Raw genomic sequence first — 18,469 nt, 5'->3', positions numbered from 1 at the left:
CCCACCCGCACCGCCGTGCACCATGGGGGGATGAGCGGGAGCGCAGCAACAGGCGTGGACGTACGGGGCACGGCGGCGCCCGGATTCGAAACGGTCCGGGACGCCTTCGTCCGCAACTTCGAACAGCGCGGGGACCGGGGAGCGGCGGTCACCGTCTACCGGCACGGGCGCAAGGTCGTCGACCTGTGGGCCGGCACCAGAGACGTGGACGGCACCGAACCCTGGGCCGTGGACACCGTCCAGATCGTCCGCTCCGCCGGCAAGGGCATCGCCGCCGCCGTCCCCCTGCTGCTGCACCAGCGCGGCCAGATCGACCTGCACGCCCCGGTCTCCACGTACTGGCCCGAGTTCAAGGCGAACGGCAAGGAACGCGTCCTCGTCCGCCACCTCCTCGCCCACCGGGCCGGCGTCCCGGCCCTCGACCGGCCGCTCACCCCCGAGGAGGCCGCCGACGGGACGAGCGGGGCGCGCGCCGTCGCCGCCCAGTCCCCGGCCTGGGAGCCCGGCACCGCGCACGGCTACCACGCCCAGACCTACAGCTGGCTCATCGGCGAACTCGTACGGCGCGTCACCGGGCGCACCGTCGGCCGCTGGGTCGCCGAGGAGATCGCCCGCCCGCTCGGCCTCGACTTCTGGTTCGGCATCCCCGCCGACGAGGCCCACCGGGTCGGCCGCATCGGCCCCGTCGAGGCGCCCGTCGCCGAGAACACCGGGGCGCTGCGGCTGCGCCCCAAACGGTCGGTGGCCGAGGCGTACCGCGACCCGGACTCGCTGACCCGGCGGGCGTTCGGCGCGATCGACCCGCTGCCCGACGAGAACGACGCCGGCTACCGGGCCGCCGAACTCCCCGCATCCAACGGCACCGCCACCGCGCGCGGCCTGGCCCGCTGCTACGCCGCGATGATCGGCCCGGTGGACGGCCACCGGCTGTTCGCCCCGGCCACCCTGACGCTCGCCCGCACCGAGGAGTCGGCCGGGCCGGACCGGGTCCTCGTCGTCTCCACCCGGTTCGGGCTCGGCTACATGCTCCACGGCCCGGCGAGCCCGCTGCTCGCGCCCGGCTCCTTCGGGCATCCGGGCCGGGGCGGCTCCCTCGGCTTCGCCGACCCGGAGTCCGGGATCGCCTTCGGATACGTCACCAACGGCCTCCAGAAGGGCGTCACCGCCGATCCCCGGGCACAGGCACTCGTCCGGGCGGTACGGTCGGCGCTATGACTCCTGCGCGCTTCGACGGATACGGCGTCCTCATCACCGGCGCGGGCCGGGGCATCGGCGCCGCCACCGCCCGCCTGCTGGCCGCCGAGGGCGCCCGCGTCCTCGTCACCGACCTGGACGCGGGCCGGGCCGGGGCCGTGGCGGCGGAGATCCGGTCGGACGGGGGCACGGCCGAGGCACTGGCCTGCGACGTGGCCGACCGGGCGGCGATCGAGGCGGCCGTCGCCCGCGCCGTCGAGGCGTTCGGCGGGCTCGACGTCCTCGTCAACAACGCGTACGCCTGCACTCAGGACAGCGTCCTCTTCGAGGACGAGCCCGACGAGACCTGGCAGCGCGACCTGGACATCACGCTGGGCGGCGCCTACCGCTGCTCGCGCGCCGCGATGCCGCACCTCGCCGCGTCCGGCCGGGGCGCGATCGTGTCCATCGGCTCCGTCAACGGCACCCAGGACTTCGGCAACCACGCCTACAGCGCGGCGAAGGCGGGCCTGGCCAGCCTCACCCGCACCCTCGCCGGCCACGCCGGACCGCGCGGCGTCCGCGCCAACCTCGTCGTCCCCGGCACGATCCGCACCGACGCCTGGGCGGGCCGCGACGCCGAACTGGGCCGGATCAGCGCGCTGTACCCGCTGGGCCGGGTCGGCGAACCGGAGGACATCGCGAAGGCGGTCGCGTTCCTGGCGTCGTCGGACGCGGAGTGGATCACGGGCACGTCACTGTGCGTGGACGGCGGCCTGACAGCGGTGAACGTGGGGTTCCGGACCGCGATCGAGGGCTGAGGCCCTTCGCGAGCAGGCCGCGATCCAGGGCCGGGGCGGGCCCTTCGCAGGCAGGCCGCGAACGCTGCTCCCCGCTTCGTGCAAGTACGGGGTGAGACCGCCGCCCGGCGGTCTCGGACAGGAGACCCCATGGACCCGGACGAGGATCTGCTCGCTCGCTCCGCGCGGGAGCCCACTGCCTTCGAACCGCTCGTCGCCCGGCACACGACGGCCCTGCACGGCTACCTCGTACGCCGCGCCCCCGACGCCGCCGACGACCTGCTCTCCGAGGTATGGCTCCAGGCGTACGCCCACCGGGCCACGTTCGACGCGGCGCGCGGCTCCGCACGCGGCTGGCTGTTCGGCGTCGCCCGCAACGTGCTGTCGCGCCACCGGCAGAGCGCGGCCCGCGCCGCCGCCCGCACCGAACCGCGGCCCGACGCCACGACGGCCGACCCCTGGCAGGCGGTCGACCGGCGGCTGGACGCCGCGTCGGTGGCACCGGAGCTGCGCCGCAGACTCGCCGAACTCCCCCCGACCGAGCGCGAACTGCTGCTGCTCGTCGCCTGGGAGCAGCTGACCCCCGCCGAGGCGGCCGCCGCCGTCGGCATCCCCGCCGGAACCGCCCGTTCCCGCCTGCACCGGGCCCGCGCCCGGCTGCGCGACGGACTGGCCGGCCCCGCCCGTACGACCCTGACGGGAGACTTCGCATGACCCACGAGAACCCGCCCACGGACCTGCTCGACTTCCCCGGCGGCGCCGCCCTGGCCCGCGCCGGCCGCACCGAACCGCCCGCCCCGGAGGCCGAGGCCCGCGCCCGCTCCCTGGTCCTCGCCGCCATCGCGGCCGACACGGCGGCCCCCGCCCCGGCCCCCGCGCGCCGCTTCGCCCGCCGCCGGGTCTTCGCCCTCGCGGCGGCGGTCGCGGCCGTCGCGACGGGGGCGGCGGTGCTCCCGGTCGTCGGCTTCGGCGACGACGGCCCGGCCGCCACCGCGTCGGCGTCCGAGGTCTTCACGACGATGGCCGACCACGCGACCACCGGAGCGGGCGCGGGCACCAGGTACTGGAAGACCGAGGTGCGGAGCTGGGCGGAGGGGCGGAAGGCGCGGACCGACACCCGCTATCTCAGCCGAGACGGGGTCGTGGTGAAGACCCAGGACGGCCGGACCCTCACCAAGAAGAACCCCGGGGGCACCTCGTGGCCCGTCGGCAAGGGGACCGTCGACTGGGACGGCCTCGGCACCCTGCCGACCGACCCCGACGCCCTGCGCGGGACCCTGTCCGCCGGTGCCGGGGGCGCCGACGCCGCGGCCGAACAGACGGTTCGGCAGGCCGGCCGGCTGCTGACGGACGCCCCGGTCTCCCCGGAGGTACGGGCCGCGCTGTTCCGCGTCCTGGCGCAGACCCCCGGCGCCACGGTCACCGAGGGCGTGAAGGACGCCGTCGGCCGCTCCGGCACCCGGATCTCGTGGAAGTGGGCCGCCCGGCCCACCGAGAGCAACAAGCGGGAATGGGGCTGGTCCCCGACCACGTACAAGAACGACAAGGGCGGCTGGAAGATCGAAGCCACCGCGACCCTGCGCGAGAACTGGATCGTCTCGCCCTCCGACGGCCGCCTCCTGGAGGTCGGCCACGACCCGGACAACCGCCCCGGCCACGTCGTCCAGCGCGAAACGTACCTGAACGCGGGCCCGGCGAAAACGCCCCACTGAACGAGCCCCGCTCGACAGCCGGCCACCCTGGGCGGGCAGGGTTTGGCCCTGCCCGCCCAGCGCGGTGACCGGGCTCACCGGCAGACGAGCACGCCGCCGAGGCAGCTGACCCGGAAGGCACCCTCCACCCGAATGACCCCGTCGACCAACTCCCGCGCACGCTCGACCGTCTCCGGGAACGGAACGCCCATCTCGTCGGCCCAGGCTTCGTACGAGGCCAGGTGCGCGACGACCGGCCCGGCGTCGGTCACCTCGATCATGCCGGGAAGCGGAATCGTGCGGATCTCACCGAAGACGGCACCGAGGACCCCCGGCGCGTCCTCCAGCGTGAAGCGGGCCGACAACTGCACTCGGGCCGGGCCCTCCCGCACGCCCAGCACATCGCCTGCGGCCCGGCGCCAGAGGTGTTCCAGCTCCCGTTTGTCGGTCCGGCTGTTCGTGGAGACGATCGCGATGCCCCCGGGCGCCAGTACGCGCCCCAGCTCCTTCACGGCCCGGCCCTGGTCCTCGACGTGGTACAGCATGTGCAGCGCGAGAACCGCCCCGAGGGACGCGTCCGCGACGGGCAACTGCTGGACGTCCGCGACGACCGCTCCGGGAATGGCGCCGAGGATGCCGGGCGAGACGTCCATGGGCAGCACCTTCAGGTCGGGACGGTCCTCCCGCACCCGGGCGACGAACTTCCCGTTACCGCAACCCACGTCAGCGACCACCCCACGTACACCGGCCAGTTCACCGGCGACGATGCCCGGCAGATCGTGGCGCGGGGTCTGCCATCGGTAGAGGGACTGACGGGCGGCCAGGTACTGCCCCGAGCCGTACGCCCTGGTGGAGAGAAGGCAGCGATCGGTCACCGAACGATCGCGCGTGGGCTGGTCGGTCATCGGGCCTCCATAGGCTTGCCGGCAGGAGTGGGCCGGGCGGTCACCTCGTGAATGCGCGCGCGGAGATCGACCGCCGACTGTGCGCCGAAGCCTGATGGTGATGCTCACCGTGTATCTGCGGATGCTGTCGCGGGCCCCCCGTACGGCCCTGCTCGCCGAGCGGCCAACGAGGTCCCGGCCCTGGAGCCGACCACCCCGGCGATCCGCTAACGGGCGTTCAGAGCCCGGCGGGCGGAACTGATGAGGTTGTGGGCGTCGGCCCCATACACAGCCGACTCGCGCAAGGTCTTCCACGTCCGCAGATACAGGGCGACGCTGTCGGCGTCGTCCAACCACAGTTCGGCGTGCCATGCCTCGGTGACCACCTCGCGGTCGTCGTAGATCCAGAAGCCGAGACCGGGCGGAACTTTCAACGACGCAGTGAGCGGGACGATGCCGAGTTCCACGGTGTCCATGCCGACCACACCCATGAGGCGGTCCAGCTGGGTGGCCAGCACCGAGGGCGAGCAGACCAGAGACCGCAGCACCGGTTCCCACAGGATGACGTGGTACCGCCTGCCTCCGCTGTACAGAAGTTCCTGGCGCCTTATCCGGGCGCGGACGGCTTCTTCAACATCGCGCGGCGACCGGTGCAGCTCGACGGACCGGGTCAGCACAGCGCGTGCGTAGTCGGGGGTCTGGAGCACGCCGACGACCCATGAGGATTCCCAGGCCCGGAGCACCTTCGAGTTGGCCTGCGCCTCGTTGTGGACGTCCTGTACGGCCTTGTGGCCACCAGCGAGCTGCCGCCGCCACGAGCGGATGTGCGACTCGAACCCCGCCAGCCTGGCGCGAAGCTCGCCGTAGGACGTGGCCTGACCGCACGCGATGGCCCACTGTTCGAGATCTTCGGGAGTGGCCGTCTGCTTGCCCAGTTCCAGCTTCGAGACCTTCGAGTTCGGCCACCCGAGCTTGCGCGCCAAGGCGGTACCGGTGAGCCGACCGGCAGGGCAGGTCAAACGAAGCTCCCGGAGTCGAACCCCGAGGGCTTCGCGGGCCTGCTGATAGTCGGTCCTCACCGGTTCACGCCTGCTTTACTCCTCCTTCGCGGCCAGCTCCGCCGCGAACTTCCGAAACGGGGTGGCGTGGTGCTGGGCCACGTCCCGCAGCCGGTTGTACTGGTTGACGCGCGCCGGTTCTGTGACCATCTCAGCACCCGTCAGGTTGTCGTCGTCATCAAAGAGGCACACGGCCACGATGTGCGAATCGAAGATCCAGAAATCCTCATCCGGCAGGTTGACTCGTTCGGCGTCCTCGCGCCACATGGTGCGCACGTCTTCGCCCAGGGCGGCGTTCTTCTCGGCGTGAGCGAGCAGGTACCGCTGCCCTTCGGTCGGCGGGTTGTCCATGATGCGCACCCGGCCGACGTATACGCCGTCGGCCGTCTTGGTCCGGATAGCCTGGCTCCACGGAGTGTCGAGGTCCCACGTCGGTGTCTCGCCCCGCGAAAACTGCGCGTAGGTGTCCGTGACCTCATCGGTCGCGTACCGCTTTCGCATCTCCAGGCGCCACGCGCTGTGCTGGAATTTTTCGAACAGCCGGGCGAACTGCTCTGTCGTGAAGATGCGCGGTTCGGTGTCGCGGTCCTTCGGTCCGAAGTCGATCAGCGTGTTGCGGGGGATCACGATCGGGATCTCGTCCTCGTTGATGTGCTGGAGCTGCGCGAGGGCGTCCGGGTCAGTGAGGCGCGGCCCGTGCACGATGACTTCGCCCGTGTCGACATCTTCATGGATCGCGGGGCAGCCGCCTTCGCCGCTGCCCGTCCCGTTGAAGCGCAATCGTCGGGCCATGACCAGATCCTTCCGCCAGGGGTTGATCACCCAAGCATTGCGCGGTGGAGGCTGCTCGACCACGGGTTCCGACCATCTTTGCGCGAAAAGACGAGCTAGGTAAGCCAGTATGTGAGAAAAACCGAGAAAATAGCCTGTCGCCAAGCAACCGCCCACTTCTAGCGTCCCGTTCATGGCAACCAAGACACAGCAGGACATCGACCCCTTCGCGGCGACGGAGTCTCTACGGGAAGCGCTGGCCGCAGCCGGCATCGTCCTTCCCTCGCTCGGTGTCGACATCGCGTCCCCTGCGCTGCGACTTGTCGAGCTGGGGCGCGTGCGTGCCGACGTGGCCGCCCGCCTGGCCGAAGTGCTCCAGAGAGGGGGCCGTCAGTGACGCGGCAACAGAAGCCAGCAACGACCATCAACCACGGGAAACTGCCATGGCCGCGCGAGACGCTCGTGGTGGACACGATCTCGGAACGCACGGGCCTGCTGGTGGGCGTGATTGAGGAGCGCTACAAGTCGAACGGTCAACTGGCCGGCCGACAGGCGTTTATGCGCCCCCAGGGTGGGGGTGTCGAGTGGGACGTGCCCCTGGAGCGCATCAAGCCGGTGACCGAGGCCGACAGGGCTTAGCTGGTCCCCCTAGCGATGGCGTCCGCACGCGCCGTTCCCGCCTGGATCGCCTGCCTTGAAGGGTCCACCGCGGCCTCCCTGCTCCTCGCGGCCAGTGGCCGGGGCAGTGCTTGGCGCCATGGTGTCGCCGCCGACCCGATCCGGCTTCATGCCTGGATCCGCGACGAACACGGACGCCCGGTGGAGGAACCCCGCCACACTGGCGACTACACCCCGATCAACACAGCCACTCCCCCTGGAGCCGAACCGCGATGAGTGCCCCGCACATCCTGCTGCCCGGTGAGCGAGTCAGCCTGGCGATGACCGACCGTGACCACCTCGCCGACTATCACCGGTGGGAGAACGACCCCGGCACGATCCTGGGCTACGGCACCCAGGTAACCCAGTCATGGGAGGTCCGCGCCGGCGGCTGGGAGGGCCAGGGCCGCAACCGCGACTACGCCCAGTTCGAGGTGATCACCACCGACGACCACACCCCGGTCGGGATCACCACCTTGCAGATCGACTCGGCAGTACGGACCGCCGAGTTCGTCATCCTCGTCGCCCCCGAAGCCAGGGGAAGGGGCCTGGCCACGGAGGCCACCTCCCTGACCCTCCGCTGGGCCTTCGAGTACGCCGCGCTGCGTATGGTGTGGCTCAAGGTGCTGGAAGCCAACACGGCGGGCGTGACGGCCTACCAGAAGGCCGGATTCCAGTCCGCCGGCCGCCTGCGACAGTCCGGCTACTGGCTGGGCCGTTCCTGTGACGAGCTCCTGATGGACGCCACTGCCGACGACTTCCTGAGCGTAGCTGAGTCCGCCTGAATCGACCGCCGAGGCCCCGTCAACTCTGGTTCAGGGATAGGCACTCGTCCTGTCCGGGCCCGCCCTCCGGGCGGCGCCCGGCTACCGTCCGTCCGCCTTCGGTACGGGCGCGCCCAGCACCGTCAGGAACGCCGTCGCGGCGGGCGTCCGGCCCGACCGGCTCCAGATGACGTGCTGGACGCGCACCGGCGCGTCGGACACCTCGACCGCCACCACGCCGGGGAGTCGCGCCGCGTACGCGGGCGGCAGCATCGCCACCGCCAGGCCGGGGCCGACGAGGCTGGCGATGTAGTCGGCGGTGGTGACCTCGAACGCGACGTCACGGGTCAGGCCCGCCGCCGTGAACGCCTGGTCCGTCTGCGCGCGGCCCGCCGTACCGGCCGGGAAGTCCGCGAAGACCTCGCGGGACAGCCGGCGCAGGTCGACGGAGGGCGCCCCGGCCAGCGCGTGGTCCGGGGCGACCACGGCGACGAGCCGTTCCCGGGACAGCTCGTGGCGGCCGACGCCGCTGGGGCGGGCCGTGGCCGGCAGCCCGAGGAACGCCACGTCGAGCGTGCCCTCGCGCACCTGCTCGGCCAGCTCGTCGCTGGCCCCGACGCGCAGACTGACCCGCACCTGGGGATGGCGGCGGCGGAAGTCCCGCAGCGCGGCCGGGATGTCGACGGCGGTCACCGTCGGAATCAGGCCGACCGCCAGCCGGCCGCGCACCTCGCCCACGGCCGCCGCGACCTCGGCGGCGGCGCGTTCTGCGGCCTCCACGCACTGCCGGGCGGCCGGCAGGAACGCCTCGCCCGCCGGGGTCAGCCGCACCCGGCGGGTGGTCCGCTCGAAGAGACGACCGCCCAGTTCCCGCTCCAGCCGGGCGATCTGGTGACTGAGCGCCGACTGCACCACCAGGCACCGCTCGGCGGCCCGCGTGAAGCTATTGGTTTCGGCCACGGCGATCACGTAACGCAGCTGCTGGAGTTCCATGGGCACATCGTCCACTCATCGCGAATCGAGATCAATGAACTGACAGACATGTGTTGGACTCATCAATGGGCGCGGGCCGAGACTTCGAGACATGACAAGCCGACCCATGCGAGGAGCCGCCGGGAACCTGCCCCGGACCGCCCTGACCGCGTTCGCACCGGCGGTGTGGGGCACGACCTACATCGTCACCACGGAGTTCCTGCCGGCCGGGCACCCGCTGTTCGCCGGTCTGCTGCGCGCCCTGCCCGCCGGGCTGATCGCCCTCGTCCTGACCCGCACGCTGCCGCGCGGCGCCTGGTGGGGGAAGGCGGCGGTGCTGGGGGTCCTCAACATCGGGCTCTTCCTGCCGCTGCTGTTCATCGCGGCGGAGCGGCTGCCGGGCGGGGTCGCCGCGACCCTGGGCGCCGCGCAGCCCCTCGTCGTCGCCGTTCTCGCGGTGGCCGTACTGGGCCGGCCGCTGTCCGCCCGGCCCCTGGTGTGGGGCGTCACGGGGGTGGCCGGCGTCGGCCTGGTCGTCATCGGGCCCGCCGCGTCGCTGGACGCGGCCGGGGTGGCGGCGGGGCTCGCCGGAGCGATAACGATGGGGCTCGGCGTGACGCTCACCAAGCGGTGGGGGCGGCCCGAAGGCGTGGGTCCGCTCGCCTTCACGGGCTGGCAGCTCACCGCAGGGGGCCTCTTCCTCGCCCCGGTCACCTTCCTCGCCGAGGGCGCGCCGCCCGCGATCGACGGCCGGGCCGCGCTCGGCTACCTCTGGCTGGGCCTGATCGGCGGGCTGCTCACGTACGCCCTGTGGTTCCAGGGCATCGCCAAGCTGCCGGTCACCTCGGTCGCCGTCCTCGGTCTGCTCTCCCCGCTGGTCGCGGCCGGACTGGGCGTGCTCGTCCTCGGCCAGACGCTCGGCCCGGTCCAGCTGCTGGGCTTCGCGCTCGCCCTGGCCTCCATCGTCGGGGGCCAGTTGCCGGGCCGCTCGGCGCGTACCCCAACGGCCACCACGTCCGCCCCCGCACCGGTGCACGAACCCGCACCGGCACACGAACCCGAACCCGCACCGGCACACGAACCCGCACCGGCACACCAACCCGCACCCGCACCCGCATCCGCACCCGAAAGGACCCACCCATGAGGATCGCCGTTCTCGGAGCCGCAGGCATGGCCGGCTCCCGCGTCGTCGCCGAAGCCGTGAGCCGGGGCCACACGCCCCTCGCGGTCTACCGCAGCACCCGGCCCGAGGCCCTGCCGCCCGGCGTCACCCCGGTGGCGGGTGACGCGAACGACACCGCCGCGATGGCCGCCCTGTTCGCGGGCGCCGACGCGGTGGTGGCCGCCACCCGGCCGCCGGCGGGCCGGGAGCACACGATCGCCGCGACCACGACGGCGCTGCTCGACGCGGCGGCAGCGGCCGGGACGCGCGTCCTGGTGATCGGCGGGTCGGGCCCGCTGGAGGTCCCCGGACACCCCGGCCGGCTCGTGCGGGACGACCCGGCCTACGTACCGGCGCGGTGGCGCACGGTCGCCGACGCCAGCACCGCCCAACTCGCCGCCTGCCGGGCCCACTCGGCCGACTGGATCTACCTCAGCCCGCCCGCCGTCCTGGAGCCGGGCTCCCGCACGGGCAGCTACCGCCGGGGCACCACCACGCTCCTGACCGCGCCGGACGGCACCTCCCGCATCTCGGCGGAGGACCTGGCGGCCGCGGTCCTGGACGAGCTGGAAGTGCCGTACGGCGAACGGCACTTCACGGTCGCCTACTGAACCGACCTCACGGGCCCGCGCGCAGGACCTCCGCGACGACCGGGCCCGCCGCGTCGCCGCCGTGGCCGCCGGACCGGACCAGTGCGGCGGCCGCCAGGTCGTTGCTGAAGCCGGTGAACCAGCTGTCGGACGTGGCGTGGCCGTCGATCTCCGCCGAGCCGGTCTTGGCGCCCTTGTCGCCGCCCACGTTGGCCATGGCCTGGGTCGCGGTGCCCTCGGGGCTGGTCGCGGTGTAGCGGAGCATCTCCTTGAGCTGGGCGGAGACGCCGGGCGGCAGCGGGGTCGCGGTGGCGAAGGTCCGGTTGTCCAGGGACCGCGGGACGATGAACGGCTGCAGGAAGCGGCCGTTGACCGCGGTGGCGGTGACCGACGCCATGTTGAGCGGGTTCATCTGGATCTTGCCCTGACCGATGTACGAGGCGGCGGTCTCGGCGCCGGAGGACTCCGGGACCTTGCCGTCGACCGTGACGATGCCCGTCTGCCAGTTGAGCCCGATCCCGAAGTACCGCTCGGCCTCCAGCTTCAGCGCGGTGTCGCGCTTGTCCTTCAGGGGCGCCACCGGCTTGATGAAGGTGGTGTTGCAGGACTTGGCGAAGGCCCGCTTCAGCGTCGCGTTCGGGATCGAGAAGTTGTCCAGGTTGTGGAAGGTGACGCCCTCCCACTGCACGTCCGGCGGGCACTGCACGGCGCTGTTCGCACTGCCGAGGCCGTTCTGGATGATCATCGCGGCGGTGATGATCTTCATCGTCGAGCCGGGGGCCACCGCACCGCTGCGGGCCGGCTCGAAGCCGGTCGAGGGATTGTTCGCGATGGCCCGGATCGCGCCCGTGGAGGGCTCGACGGCGGCCACCGACGCCTTCTCGTACTTCTTCACGCCCCGCTCGGCCGCCGCCTGGATCTTCGCGTCGAGCGTCGTCTGCACCCGGCCCGGCTTGCCCTTCACCAGGGTGAGCAGCGTCTGGTTCACGCCGTCCGCGTTCGCGCCGCTGATCCAGGTCTCGATGCCCGTCGTGCCGCCGGCCTTCTCGCCGTACTTCTTGCGCAGCTCGCCCAGGATGCCGCCCAGCGACGGGTACTTCTCCACGGTGAGCACCTGGCCGTTGCGGTCCACCGCCTCGATCGACGCGGTGGACGACTCGCCCGTCTGCAGCGACTCGCCCTTGTCCAGCTCCGGGTGGATGACGGACGGCTCCCAGTCCACCAGCGCGCGCCCGGTCGTCAGCCCGCGTACGACGGTCAGTTTCGAGGCGTACGACAACGGCTTGGAGGCGCCCTCGTACGAGACGGTCGCCTTCACCGTGTACGGGACCGTCGAACCGGTCGCCGGGCCGGGCGTGATCACGGCCTCGGTGACATGGGCCTTCTCGCTGAACCCGGCCAGCGCGGGCTCGGCGTCGCCCTTGTTGTTGGTGAGGGCCGCCGCCGTCGCGGCGTCGCCCTTCGCCCAGGCGGCCAGGAACTTCTTCGAGGTCTCGGCGATCTCCTTCTCGGTCACCGGACCCGTCCGCACCTCGGTGGAGTCGGCGGCGGTGCTCGTACCGTCCCCGCCGCCGTTGCCCCCGAGGCCGTCCAGGATGTTGTACGCCCCGTAACCCACCCCGCCCAGGACGAGCGCGAACACCCCGCCGACTATGCCTACCTTCGCTCCACTGCGCATTCCCTGCCGTCCCCATCCCCCGGAGCTTTTTTCTTGAACACGTTCAAGAAGGCTGTAGGGGGCACCTTACGGGACAGTAGTGACACGGGTGCCGGTCGTTACCGGACTGCGATGCGCCCGGAGGCGATTGGCGCGAACGCTCCGGTCAGATCCAGGTGTCCAGCCACATCCGGTCGCGCCAGGAGTCCTCCGGGATGGGGGTTCCGGTGTAAAGCGGCCAGAAGTAGATGAAGTTCCAGATGATCAGCAGCACCAGCACCCCGACCGCGACCGCCCCCAGCGTCCGCCGCCGTTCGCCCGTGGGATCGGGCTTCACCAGGCCGAGTTCGTACCGCGTCCCCGTCTCCGCGGCCGGTCCCAGCATCGCCCCGGCCATCATCGCCACCGCCAGGCACAGGAACGGCACGAAGACGACCGCGTAGAACAGGAAGATCGTGCGCTCCTGGTACAGGAACCACGGCAGCCAGCCCGCGGCCACCCCGCAGGCGATCGCGCCCGCCCGCCAGTCGCGGCGGAAGAACCAGCGCCACAGCACGTACGCCAGCGCGAAACAGGCCGCCCACCACAGCAGCGGCGTCCCGATCGCCAGCACCTCGCGGGCGCACTTGCCGGTCGAGGACGTCGGGCAGCCGTTCTGCTCCTCGTAGAAGTAGGAGACCGGCCGGCCCAGGATGATCCAGCTCCACGGATTGGACTGGTACGTGTGCCCGGACGTCAGGTTCACATGGAACTCGTACACCTGGTACTCGTAGTGCCACAGGCTGCGCAGCCAGTCCGGCAGCCAGGTCCAGCTGCCGCCGGTGCCGTCCGTCGCCGCCCAGTCCCGGTAGTAGCCGCGGTGGCCCGGCGAGTCGCGGACGATCCAGCCCGTCCAGGACGCCAGGTACGTGGCGATCGCGACCGGCACCACCGACACGAACGCCGGCAGCACATCGCGCCGCAGCACCGCGAGATACGGCCGCACGGCCCCCGCGGTGCGGCGCGCGCCCACGTCCCACAACACCGTCATCAGGCCGAACGCGACCATGATGTACAGGCCGTTCCACTTCGTGCCGAAGGCCAGACCCAGCGAGACGCCCGCCGCGATGCGCCACGGCCGCCACCCCAGCCGCAGGTTCTCCGCGACCCGCGCGTCCGGGCGCAGCACGCCCTCCTCGTCCACCGGCAGCGCCGCCGCCAGCCGCCGCCTCGCCCAGTCGCGGTCGACCAGCAGACAGCCGAACGCGGCCAGCACGAAGAACATCAGCACCAGGTCGAGCAGCGCGGTGCGGCTCATCACGAAGTGCAGCCCGTCCACCGCGAGCAGCGTGCCCGCCAGACAGCCCAGGAACGTCGAGCGGAACAGCCTGCGGCCGATCCGGCACAGCATCAGCACCGACACCGTGCCGAGCAGCGCCACCATGAACCGCCAGCCGAATGGCGTGAACCCGAACATCTGCTCGCCCAGGCCGATGATCCACTTGCCGACCGGCGGATGCACCACATAACCGGGATCGGTCGGCACCGGAACCTGCGAGGGGTCGTTCAGGATCAGCCGGTCGACGTCCTTGGGCCACGCGCCCTCGTACCCCTGGTTGACCAGCGCCCAGGAGTCCTTCGCGTAGTACGTCTCGTCGAATATCACCGCATGCGGGCTGCCCAGCTTCCAGAACCGCAGCACACCGGCGACCGCGGCCACCAGCAGCGGCCCGCCCCAGGCCGACCAGCGGACCAGCCGTTCGGCGAGCCCCGGCGGCACGCCGAGCACCGCCCACAGCTGCTTTCCGGGCCGGGTGTACGGCGGAACCAGCCGCTCGCGCAGCCCGATTCCGGGGCGCGGGGAATGGCCGAAGCGGCGCAGCCGCCGCTCCCAGGAGGTCGGCTCCGTGCCGTGCTGTTCCCCGGCGTCTTCGCCCTGCCGGGCGTCGGGCGCAGTACTCGTCACGGCGCCATCGTAGGGAACACGTCTGTGGGAGGGGCGCGGCCGGTACTGGGAGGATGGGACGGTGACTGGATCGACTGGAACGCTCGTGCTCGCAGGGACCCCCATCGGCGACCTGGCGGACGCCCCGCCCCGGCTCGCCGCCGAGCTGGAGGCGGCCGACGTCATCGCCGCCGAGGACACCCGCCGGCTGCGCCGGCTGACGCAGGGGCTCGGCGTCCACACCACGGGCCGCGTCGTCTCCTACTTCGAGGGGAACGAGTCCGCGCGCACGCCGGAACTCGTGGAGGCGCTGGTCGGCGGCGCCCGGGTGCTGCTGGTCACGGACGCGGGCATGCCGTCCGTCTCCGACCCCGGCTACCGGCTGGTCGCCGCCGCCGTGGAGCAGGACATCCGGGTCACCGCCGTGCCCGGCCCGTCCGCCGTGCTCACCGCGCTCGCCCTGTCCGCGCTGCCGGTGGACCGGTTCTGCTTCGAGGGGTTCCTGCCGCGCAAGGGCGGCGAACGCCTCTCCAAGCTCCGCGAGGTCGCCCGCGAGCCCCGCACGATGGTCTTCTTCGAGGCACCGCACCGGCTGGACGACACCCTCGCCGCGATGGCCGAGGTGTTCGGCGCGGAACGGCGGGGCGCCGTGTGCCGGGAACTGACCAAGACGTACGAGGAGGTCAAGCGCGGCCCGCTGGGCGATCTCGCCGCCTGGTCGGCCGCCGAGCAGGTGCGCGGCGAGATCACCGTCGTCGTCGAGGGCGCGCCCGCGGGCGGCGAGGAACTGGACGCCGGGGAGCTGGTGCGCAGGGTGCGGGTGCGCGAGGAGGCGGGGGAGAGGCGCAAGGAGGCGATCGCCGCCGTGGCCGCCGAGGCGGGCCTGCCCAAACGCGAGGTGTTCGACGCGGTCGTCGCGGCAAAGAATGCGGCCAGGACCGGCCACGCGGACGGCAAAGGACTATCGTGAAAAGCAAAGCGAGAGCCGCGAACCGGGCTCTTTGACCACGAGCAGGCCAAAACCGCTCCAATACTCGACCCGGCCCGGTGCGCTCCCGCCGGCGAAGGCGTCCACTGGAATTCAGGGCGCATTCCCCGGAGTGCTTGTCCGACGGACAAGAGGAGCAGGCATGAGCGACACCACCATCACCACCGCGCACGAGGCCTACGCCTTCGCCTGCATGAGGTGCGGGCACGGCTGGGAGCAGGCCTACGAGATAGAACACCACGTCGACGCCTCCAACCACGCCTACGTGGTCTACAAGGCGGACGGCGAACGGGTGCCGTCCCCGCTTTCCACCCCCACCTGCGCCAACTGCGGCGGGCACGTCGTACGGATCATGCGGGCCGGCCGGGTCTCGACCGTCCAGCGGCTCCTGCACGACGCGCGCACGCAGCCCCCCGCCGGACCGCTGATCCCCCAGGAGCCGCCCGAGGAACCCCGGCCGGCCACCGCGGCCACCGCCGCCCCGTCCACCGGCCACCACTGGCACCTCTCCAATCTCCTGCACCCCTTCCGCAGGTGACCGTTCAGACCGTTCAGACAGCTCAGACCGCTTGGCGGAGACCCCCGCGGCGCGATCCTCGTACGATCGTGCCCATGAGCCGCACCGAAGCACCGCCGCTGCCGGAACCCCTCCGGGTCCCGGTCGCCGATTCGCACACCCACCTGGACATGCAGGACGGCACCGTCGAGGAGGGCCTGGCCAGGGCCGCCGCGGTGAACGTGACGACCGTGGTCCAGGTGGGCTGCGACGTGAAGGGCTCCCGCTGGGCCGCCGAGACCGCCGCCGCCCACGCGAACGTGCACGCCGCCGTCGCCCTCCACCCCAACGAGGCGCCGCGCATCGTCCACGGCGACCCCGATGGCTGGTCGAGGCAGGGGGCCCGTGAGGCGGGCGGCAGCGCCGCGCTGCACGACGCCCTCGCCGAGATCGACGCGCTCGCCGCCCTGCCCCACGTACGCGGCGTCGGCGAGACCGGCCTCGACCACTTCCGTACCGGCCCCGAGGGCATGGCCGCCCAGGAGGAGTCCTTCCGGGCCCACATCGAGATCGCCAAGCGTCACGGCAAGGCCCTCGTCATCCACGACCGCGAGGCCCACGCGGACGTCCTGCGCATCCTCGCGGACGCGGGGGCGCCGGAGCGGACCGTCTTCCACTGCTACTCGGGCGACGCGGACATGGCCCGGATCTGCGCGGACGCCGGCTACTTCATGTCGTTCGCCGGCAACATGACCTTCAAGAACGCCCAGCCGCTGCGCGACGCGCTGGCGGTCGCCCCGCTGGAACTGGTCCTCGTCGAGACGGACGCCCCGTTCCTGACCCCGGCCCCGTACCGGGGACGCCCCAACGCCCCGTATCTGATCCCGGTGACGCTGCGGGCGATGGCGGAGGTCAGGGGCCTGGACGAGGACACGCTGGCGGAGGCGATCGCGGACAACACGGCGAGGGCGTTCGACTACTGAGCGGACGGCGACGGGTGGCGGGCGTCCGGGGCGGGGCGCCTTACGCTTTACAGGTGAGTACCACTGAGCCCGACGCCCTCCTGGGCCCCGCAGACGTCCGCGAACTGGCCGCGACCCTCGGCGTACGCCCCACCAAGCAGCGCGGGCAGAACTTCGTCATCGACGCCAACACGGTCCGCCGGATCGTGCGGACGGCGGAGGTTCGGCCGGACGACGTGGTGGTCGAGGTCGGGCCGGGACTCGGCTCGCTGACCCTCGCGCTCCTTGAGGTCGCGGACCGCGTCGTGGCCGTCGAGATCGACGACGTACTCGCGGCGGCCCTGCCCGCCACCGTCGCCGCCCGGATGCCCGCCCGCGCCGACCGCTTCGCGCTGGTGCACTCCGACGCCATGCTCGTACGGGAACTGCCGGGGCCCGCGCCCACCGCGCTGGTCGCCAACCTGCCGTACAACGTCGCCGTGCCGGTGCTGCTCACCGTGCTCGACCGCTTCCCCAGCATCGAGCGGACCCTCGTCATGGTGCAGGCCGAGGTCGCCGACCGGCTGGCCGCCCGCCCCGGCAACAAGGTCTACGGCGTGCCCTCCGTGAAGGCCAACTGGTACACCGACGTCAAGCGCGCCGGGTCCATCGGCCGCAAGGTGTTCTGGCCCGCGCCCAACGTCGACTCCGGGCTCGTCTCGCTGGTCCGCCGCCGCGAACCCGTGGCGACGACGGCGAGCAAGGAAGAGGTCTTCGCGGTCGTGGACGCCGCGTTCGCCCAGCGCCGCAAGACCCTGCGTGCGGCACTGGCGGGCTGGGCCGGCTCCGCGCCCGCCGCCGAGGCCGCCCTGCTCGCGGCCGGTGTCTCGCCGCAGGCGCGCGGCGAGTCCCTGACCATCGAGGAGTTCGCGGCGGTCGCCGAGAACAAGCCGACGACGACCGGGAACGACACCGGCACTGACACCGACACCGGCATCGGGACCGGCACCGGCACCGACACCGACACCGAGACCGGGAGTGCCCGATGAGCGTCACCGTACGGGTTCCCGCCAAGGTCAACGTCCAGCTCGCGGTCGGCGCCGCGCGCCCGGACGGCTTCCACGACCTGGCCAACGTCTTCCTCGCGGTCGGCCTGTACGACGAGGTCACCGTCACCCCGGCCGACAGCCTCCGGATCACCTGCTCCGGGCCCGACGCGGCACAGGTCCCGCTCGACGCGTCCAACCTGGCCGCGCGGGCGGCGTCCGCCCTCGCCGCCCGGCACGGCATCGCGCCCGACGTGCACATCCACATCGACAAGGACATCCCGGTCGCCGGCGGCATGGCGGGCGGCAGCGCGGACGGGGCCGGAGCCCTGCTGGCCTGCGACGCGCTGTGGGGGACCGGCACCCCGCGCGAGGACCTGCTCGCCCTCTGCGCGGAGCTGGGCAGCGACGTGCCGTTCAGCCTGGTCGGCGGCGCCGCCCTCGGCACAGGGCGGGGCGAGCTGCTGACCCCGGTCGAGGTGGGCGGCACGTTCCACTGGGTGTTCGCGGTGGCGGACGGCGGGCTCTCCACGCCCGCGGTCTACCGCGAGTTCGACCGGCTCACGGAGGGCACCCGCGTCCCGGAACCGGCCGCGTCGGACGCCCTCCTGGACGCCCTGCGCACGGGCGACGCGAAGGCCCTGGCCGCCACCCTGGGCAATGACCTCCAGGCCCCCGCGCTCTCCCTGCGTCCCTCCCTGGCCGCGACCCTGGCCGCGGGCACGGAGGCGGGCGCGCTGGCCGCCCTGGTCTCCGGCTCGGGCCCGACGACCGCGTTCCTCACGGAGGACGCGGCGGCGGCGGACCGGGTGGCCGCCGCCCTCACCGCGTCCGGCACCTGCCGCACGGCGCGCACGGCGTCCTCCCCGGCGCGGGGCGCGACGGTCGTGTAGCG

The 18,469-nt window shown here is 72.6% G+C and carries 21 protein-coding genes; 15 read left to right on the top strand and 6 right to left on the bottom strand.

The window, feature by feature from the left end; genetic code table 11:
• Positions 1 to 54: 54 nt before the first annotated feature.
• The 4 genes from OG710_RS11090 to OG710_RS11075 all read left to right on the top strand — a co-directional run bounded on the left by OG710_RS11090 (position 55) and on the right by OG710_RS11075 (position 3,685).
• Complete coding sequence (locus tag OG710_RS11090; RefSeq protein WP_330242216.1) at positions 55 to 1,215, top strand: serine hydrolase domain-containing protein; 1,161 nt, start codon at positions 55 to 57, stop codon at positions 1,213 to 1,215.
• Positions 1,212 to 1,994, top strand: coding sequence for an SDR family NAD(P)-dependent oxidoreductase (locus OG710_RS11085; RefSeq protein ID WP_330239178.1), 783 nt, complete (start codon positions 1,212 to 1,214; stop codon positions 1,992 to 1,994). The genes OG710_RS11090 and OG710_RS11085 overlap by 4 nt, the downstream gene beginning before the upstream one ends.
• Positions 1,995 to 2,123: 129 nt before the next feature.
• Positions 2,124 to 2,687, top strand: a complete 564-nt coding sequence (locus OG710_RS11080; protein ID WP_330239177.1) for an RNA polymerase sigma factor — start codon at positions 2,124 to 2,126, stop codon at positions 2,685 to 2,687.
• A complete protein-coding gene (locus tag OG710_RS11075; protein ID WP_330239176.1) occupies positions 2,684 to 3,685 on the top strand; it encodes a CU044_5270 family protein in 1,002 nt (333 codons plus the stop codon). The genes OG710_RS11080 and OG710_RS11075 overlap by 4 nt, the downstream gene beginning before the upstream one ends.
• Positions 3,686 to 3,759: 74 nt before the next feature.
• On the opposite strand, the gene OG710_RS11070 is transcribed toward OG710_RS11075, so the two are convergent.
• From OG710_RS11070 to OG710_RS11060, 3 genes are all read right to left on the bottom strand, one after another.
• A complete protein-coding gene (locus OG710_RS11070) occupies positions 3,760 to 4,569 on the bottom strand; it encodes a class I SAM-dependent methyltransferase (RefSeq protein WP_330239175.1) in 810 nt (269 codons plus the stop codon).
• A gap of 206 nt (positions 4,570 to 4,775) precedes the next feature.
• A complete protein-coding gene (locus OG710_RS11065; protein WP_330239174.1) occupies positions 4,776 to 5,627 on the bottom strand; it encodes a Scr1 family TA system antitoxin-like transcriptional regulator in 852 nt (283 codons plus the stop codon).
• A gap of 15 nt (positions 5,628 to 5,642) precedes the next feature.
• Complete coding sequence (locus OG710_RS11060; RefSeq protein ID WP_330239173.1) at positions 5,643 to 6,398, bottom strand: DUF6879 family protein; 756 nt, start codon at positions 6,396 to 6,398, stop codon at positions 5,643 to 5,645.
• A gap of 172 nt (positions 6,399 to 6,570) precedes the next feature.
• Here OG710_RS11060 and OG710_RS11055 point away from each other — a divergent pair, with 172 nt between their 5' ends.
• From OG710_RS11055 to OG710_RS11040, 4 genes are read left to right on the top strand one after another with little or no spacing between them, the layout of a single operon-like run.
• A complete protein-coding gene (locus OG710_RS11055) occupies positions 6,571 to 6,774 on the top strand; it encodes a hypothetical protein (RefSeq protein WP_330239172.1) in 204 nt (67 codons plus the stop codon).
• Positions 6,771 to 7,016, top strand: a complete 246-nt coding sequence (locus tag OG710_RS11050) for a hypothetical protein (RefSeq protein ID WP_111330576.1) — start codon at positions 6,771 to 6,773, stop codon at positions 7,014 to 7,016. The genes OG710_RS11055 and OG710_RS11050 overlap by 4 nt, the downstream gene beginning before the upstream one ends.
• 15 nt (positions 7,017 to 7,031) lie before the next feature.
• Positions 7,032 to 7,271 (top strand): lasso peptide biosynthesis B2 protein, encoded by a 240-nt coding sequence (locus tag OG710_RS11045; protein ID WP_330239171.1) that lies wholly within the window; start codon positions 7,032 to 7,034, stop codon positions 7,269 to 7,271.
• On the top strand, positions 7,268 to 7,819 hold the full coding sequence (locus OG710_RS11040; RefSeq protein WP_330239170.1) for a GNAT family N-acetyltransferase: 552 nt from the start codon (positions 7,268 to 7,270) through the stop codon (positions 7,817 to 7,819). The genes OG710_RS11045 and OG710_RS11040 overlap by 4 nt, the downstream gene beginning before the upstream one ends.
• A gap of 81 nt (positions 7,820 to 7,900) precedes the next feature.
• On the opposite strand, the gene OG710_RS11035 is transcribed toward OG710_RS11040, so the two are convergent.
• On the bottom strand, positions 7,901 to 8,791 hold the full coding sequence (locus OG710_RS11035; RefSeq protein ID WP_330239169.1) for a LysR family transcriptional regulator: 891 nt from the start codon (positions 8,789 to 8,791) through the stop codon (positions 7,901 to 7,903).
• A gap of 91 nt (positions 8,792 to 8,882) precedes the next feature.
• On the opposite strand from OG710_RS11035, the gene OG710_RS11030 reads away from it, so the two are divergent.
• The gene (locus OG710_RS11030) at positions 8,883 to 9,914 is read left to right on the top strand and encodes an EamA family transporter (RefSeq protein ID WP_330239168.1); all 1,032 of its coding nucleotides are present in this window, start codon (positions 8,883 to 8,885) and stop codon (positions 9,912 to 9,914) included.
• A complete protein-coding gene (locus tag OG710_RS11025; protein WP_330239167.1) occupies positions 9,911 to 10,543 on the top strand; it encodes an NAD(P)-dependent oxidoreductase in 633 nt (210 codons plus the stop codon). Before OG710_RS11030 ends, OG710_RS11025 begins: the two co-directional genes overlap by 4 nt.
• A 7-nt stretch (positions 10,544 to 10,550) precedes the next feature.
• On the opposite strand, the gene OG710_RS11020 is transcribed toward OG710_RS11025, so the two are convergent.
• Entirely contained in the window at positions 10,551 to 12,200 is a 1,650-nt protein-coding gene (locus tag OG710_RS11020; protein ID WP_330239166.1) for a penicillin-binding transpeptidase domain-containing protein, read from the bottom strand.
• Between the two features lie 145 nt (positions 12,201 to 12,345).
• On the bottom strand, positions 12,346 to 14,124 hold the full coding sequence (locus OG710_RS11015; RefSeq protein WP_330239165.1) for a dolichyl-phosphate-mannose--protein mannosyltransferase: 1,779 nt from the start codon (positions 14,122 to 14,124) through the stop codon (positions 12,346 to 12,348).
• 85 nt (positions 14,125 to 14,209) lie between these two features.
• On the opposite strand from OG710_RS11015, the gene rsmI reads away from it, so the two are divergent.
• The 5 genes from rsmI to OG710_RS10990 all read left to right on the top strand — a co-directional run bounded on the left by rsmI (position 14,210) and on the right by OG710_RS10990 (position 18,467).
• Positions 14,210 to 15,073 carry a 16S rRNA (cytidine(1402)-2'-O)-methyltransferase gene (rsmI, locus tag OG710_RS11010; RefSeq protein ID WP_330242215.1) on the top strand — a complete coding sequence of 288 codons (864 nt, stop codon included), beginning with the start codon at positions 14,210 to 14,212 and terminating at the stop codon, positions 15,071 to 15,073.
• A 160-nt stretch (positions 15,074 to 15,233) separates the two neighbouring features.
• Positions 15,234 to 15,629 (top strand): hypothetical protein, encoded by a 396-nt coding sequence (locus OG710_RS11005; protein ID WP_330239164.1) that lies wholly within the window; start codon positions 15,234 to 15,236, stop codon positions 15,627 to 15,629.
• Between the two features lie 74 nt (positions 15,630 to 15,703).
• Positions 15,704 to 16,570, top strand: a complete 867-nt coding sequence (locus OG710_RS11000; RefSeq protein WP_330239163.1) for a TatD family hydrolase — start codon at positions 15,704 to 15,706, stop codon at positions 16,568 to 16,570.
• Positions 16,571 to 16,623: 53 nt separating this feature from the next.
• Positions 16,624 to 17,577, top strand: coding sequence for a 16S rRNA (adenine(1518)-N(6)/adenine(1519)-N(6))-dimethyltransferase RsmA (gene rsmA / locus OG710_RS10995; RefSeq protein WP_330239162.1), 954 nt, complete (start codon positions 16,624 to 16,626; stop codon positions 17,575 to 17,577).
• Positions 17,574 to 18,467, top strand: a complete 894-nt coding sequence (locus OG710_RS10990; protein WP_111330628.1) for a 4-(cytidine 5'-diphospho)-2-C-methyl-D-erythritol kinase — start codon at positions 17,574 to 17,576, stop codon at positions 18,465 to 18,467. Before rsmA ends, OG710_RS10990 begins: the two co-directional genes overlap by 4 nt.
• Positions 18,468 to 18,469: the final 2 nt, after the last annotated feature.

The sequence above is a fragment of the Streptomyces sp. NBC_00525 genome, from assembly GCF_036346595.1.
Classification (GTDB): Bacteria; Actinomycetota; Actinomycetes; order Streptomycetales; family Streptomycetaceae; genus Streptomyces.
This window is presented reverse-complemented; position numbering and strand designations above follow the sequence as displayed.

Bases quoted from the DNA above. Each gene is read 5' to 3' on its own strand.
- OG710_RS11085 (WP_330239178.1), top strand. From the start codon at position 1,212: ATGACTCCTGCGCGCTTCGACGGATACGGCGTCCTCATCACCGGCGCG.
- OG710_RS11080 (WP_330239177.1), top strand. From the start codon at position 2,124: ATGGACCCGGACGAGGATCTGCTCGCTCGCTCCGCGCGGGAGCCCACT.
- OG710_RS11075 (WP_330239176.1), top strand. From the start codon at position 2,684: ATGACCCACGAGAACCCGCCCACGGACCTGCTCGACTTCCCCGGCGGC.
- OG710_RS11070 (WP_330239175.1), bottom strand. From the start codon at position 4,569: ATGACCGACCAGCCCACGCGCGATCGTTCGGTGACCGATCGCTGCCTT.
- OG710_RS11060 (WP_330239173.1), bottom strand. From the start codon at position 6,398: ATGGCCCGACGATTGCGCTTCAACGGGACGGGCAGCGGCGAAGGCGGC.
- OG710_RS11055 (WP_330239172.1), top strand. From the start codon at position 6,571: ATGGCAACCAAGACACAGCAGGACATCGACCCCTTCGCGGCGACGGAG.
- OG710_RS11045 (WP_330239171.1), top strand. From the start codon at position 7,032: ATGGCGTCCGCACGCGCCGTTCCCGCCTGGATCGCCTGCCTTGAAGGG.
- OG710_RS11040 (WP_330239170.1), top strand. From the start codon at position 7,268: ATGAGTGCCCCGCACATCCTGCTGCCCGGTGAGCGAGTCAGCCTGGCG.
- OG710_RS11035 (WP_330239169.1), bottom strand. From the start codon at position 8,791: ATGGAACTCCAGCAGCTGCGTTACGTGATCGCCGTGGCCGAAACCAAT.
- OG710_RS11030 (WP_330239168.1), top strand. From the start codon at position 8,883: ATGACAAGCCGACCCATGCGAGGAGCCGCCGGGAACCTGCCCCGGACC.
- OG710_RS11025 (WP_330239167.1), top strand. From the start codon at position 9,911: ATGAGGATCGCCGTTCTCGGAGCCGCAGGCATGGCCGGCTCCCGCGTC.
- OG710_RS11020 (WP_330239166.1), bottom strand. From the start codon at position 12,200: ATGCGCAGTGGAGCGAAGGTAGGCATAGTCGGCGGGGTGTTCGCGCTC.
- OG710_RS11005 (WP_330239164.1), top strand. From the start codon at position 15,234: ATGAGCGACACCACCATCACCACCGCGCACGAGGCCTACGCCTTCGCC.
- OG710_RS11000 (WP_330239163.1), top strand. From the start codon at position 15,704: ATGAGCCGCACCGAAGCACCGCCGCTGCCGGAACCCCTCCGGGTCCCG.
- OG710_RS10990 (WP_111330628.1), top strand. From the start codon at position 17,574: ATGAGCGTCACCGTACGGGTTCCCGCCAAGGTCAACGTCCAGCTCGCG.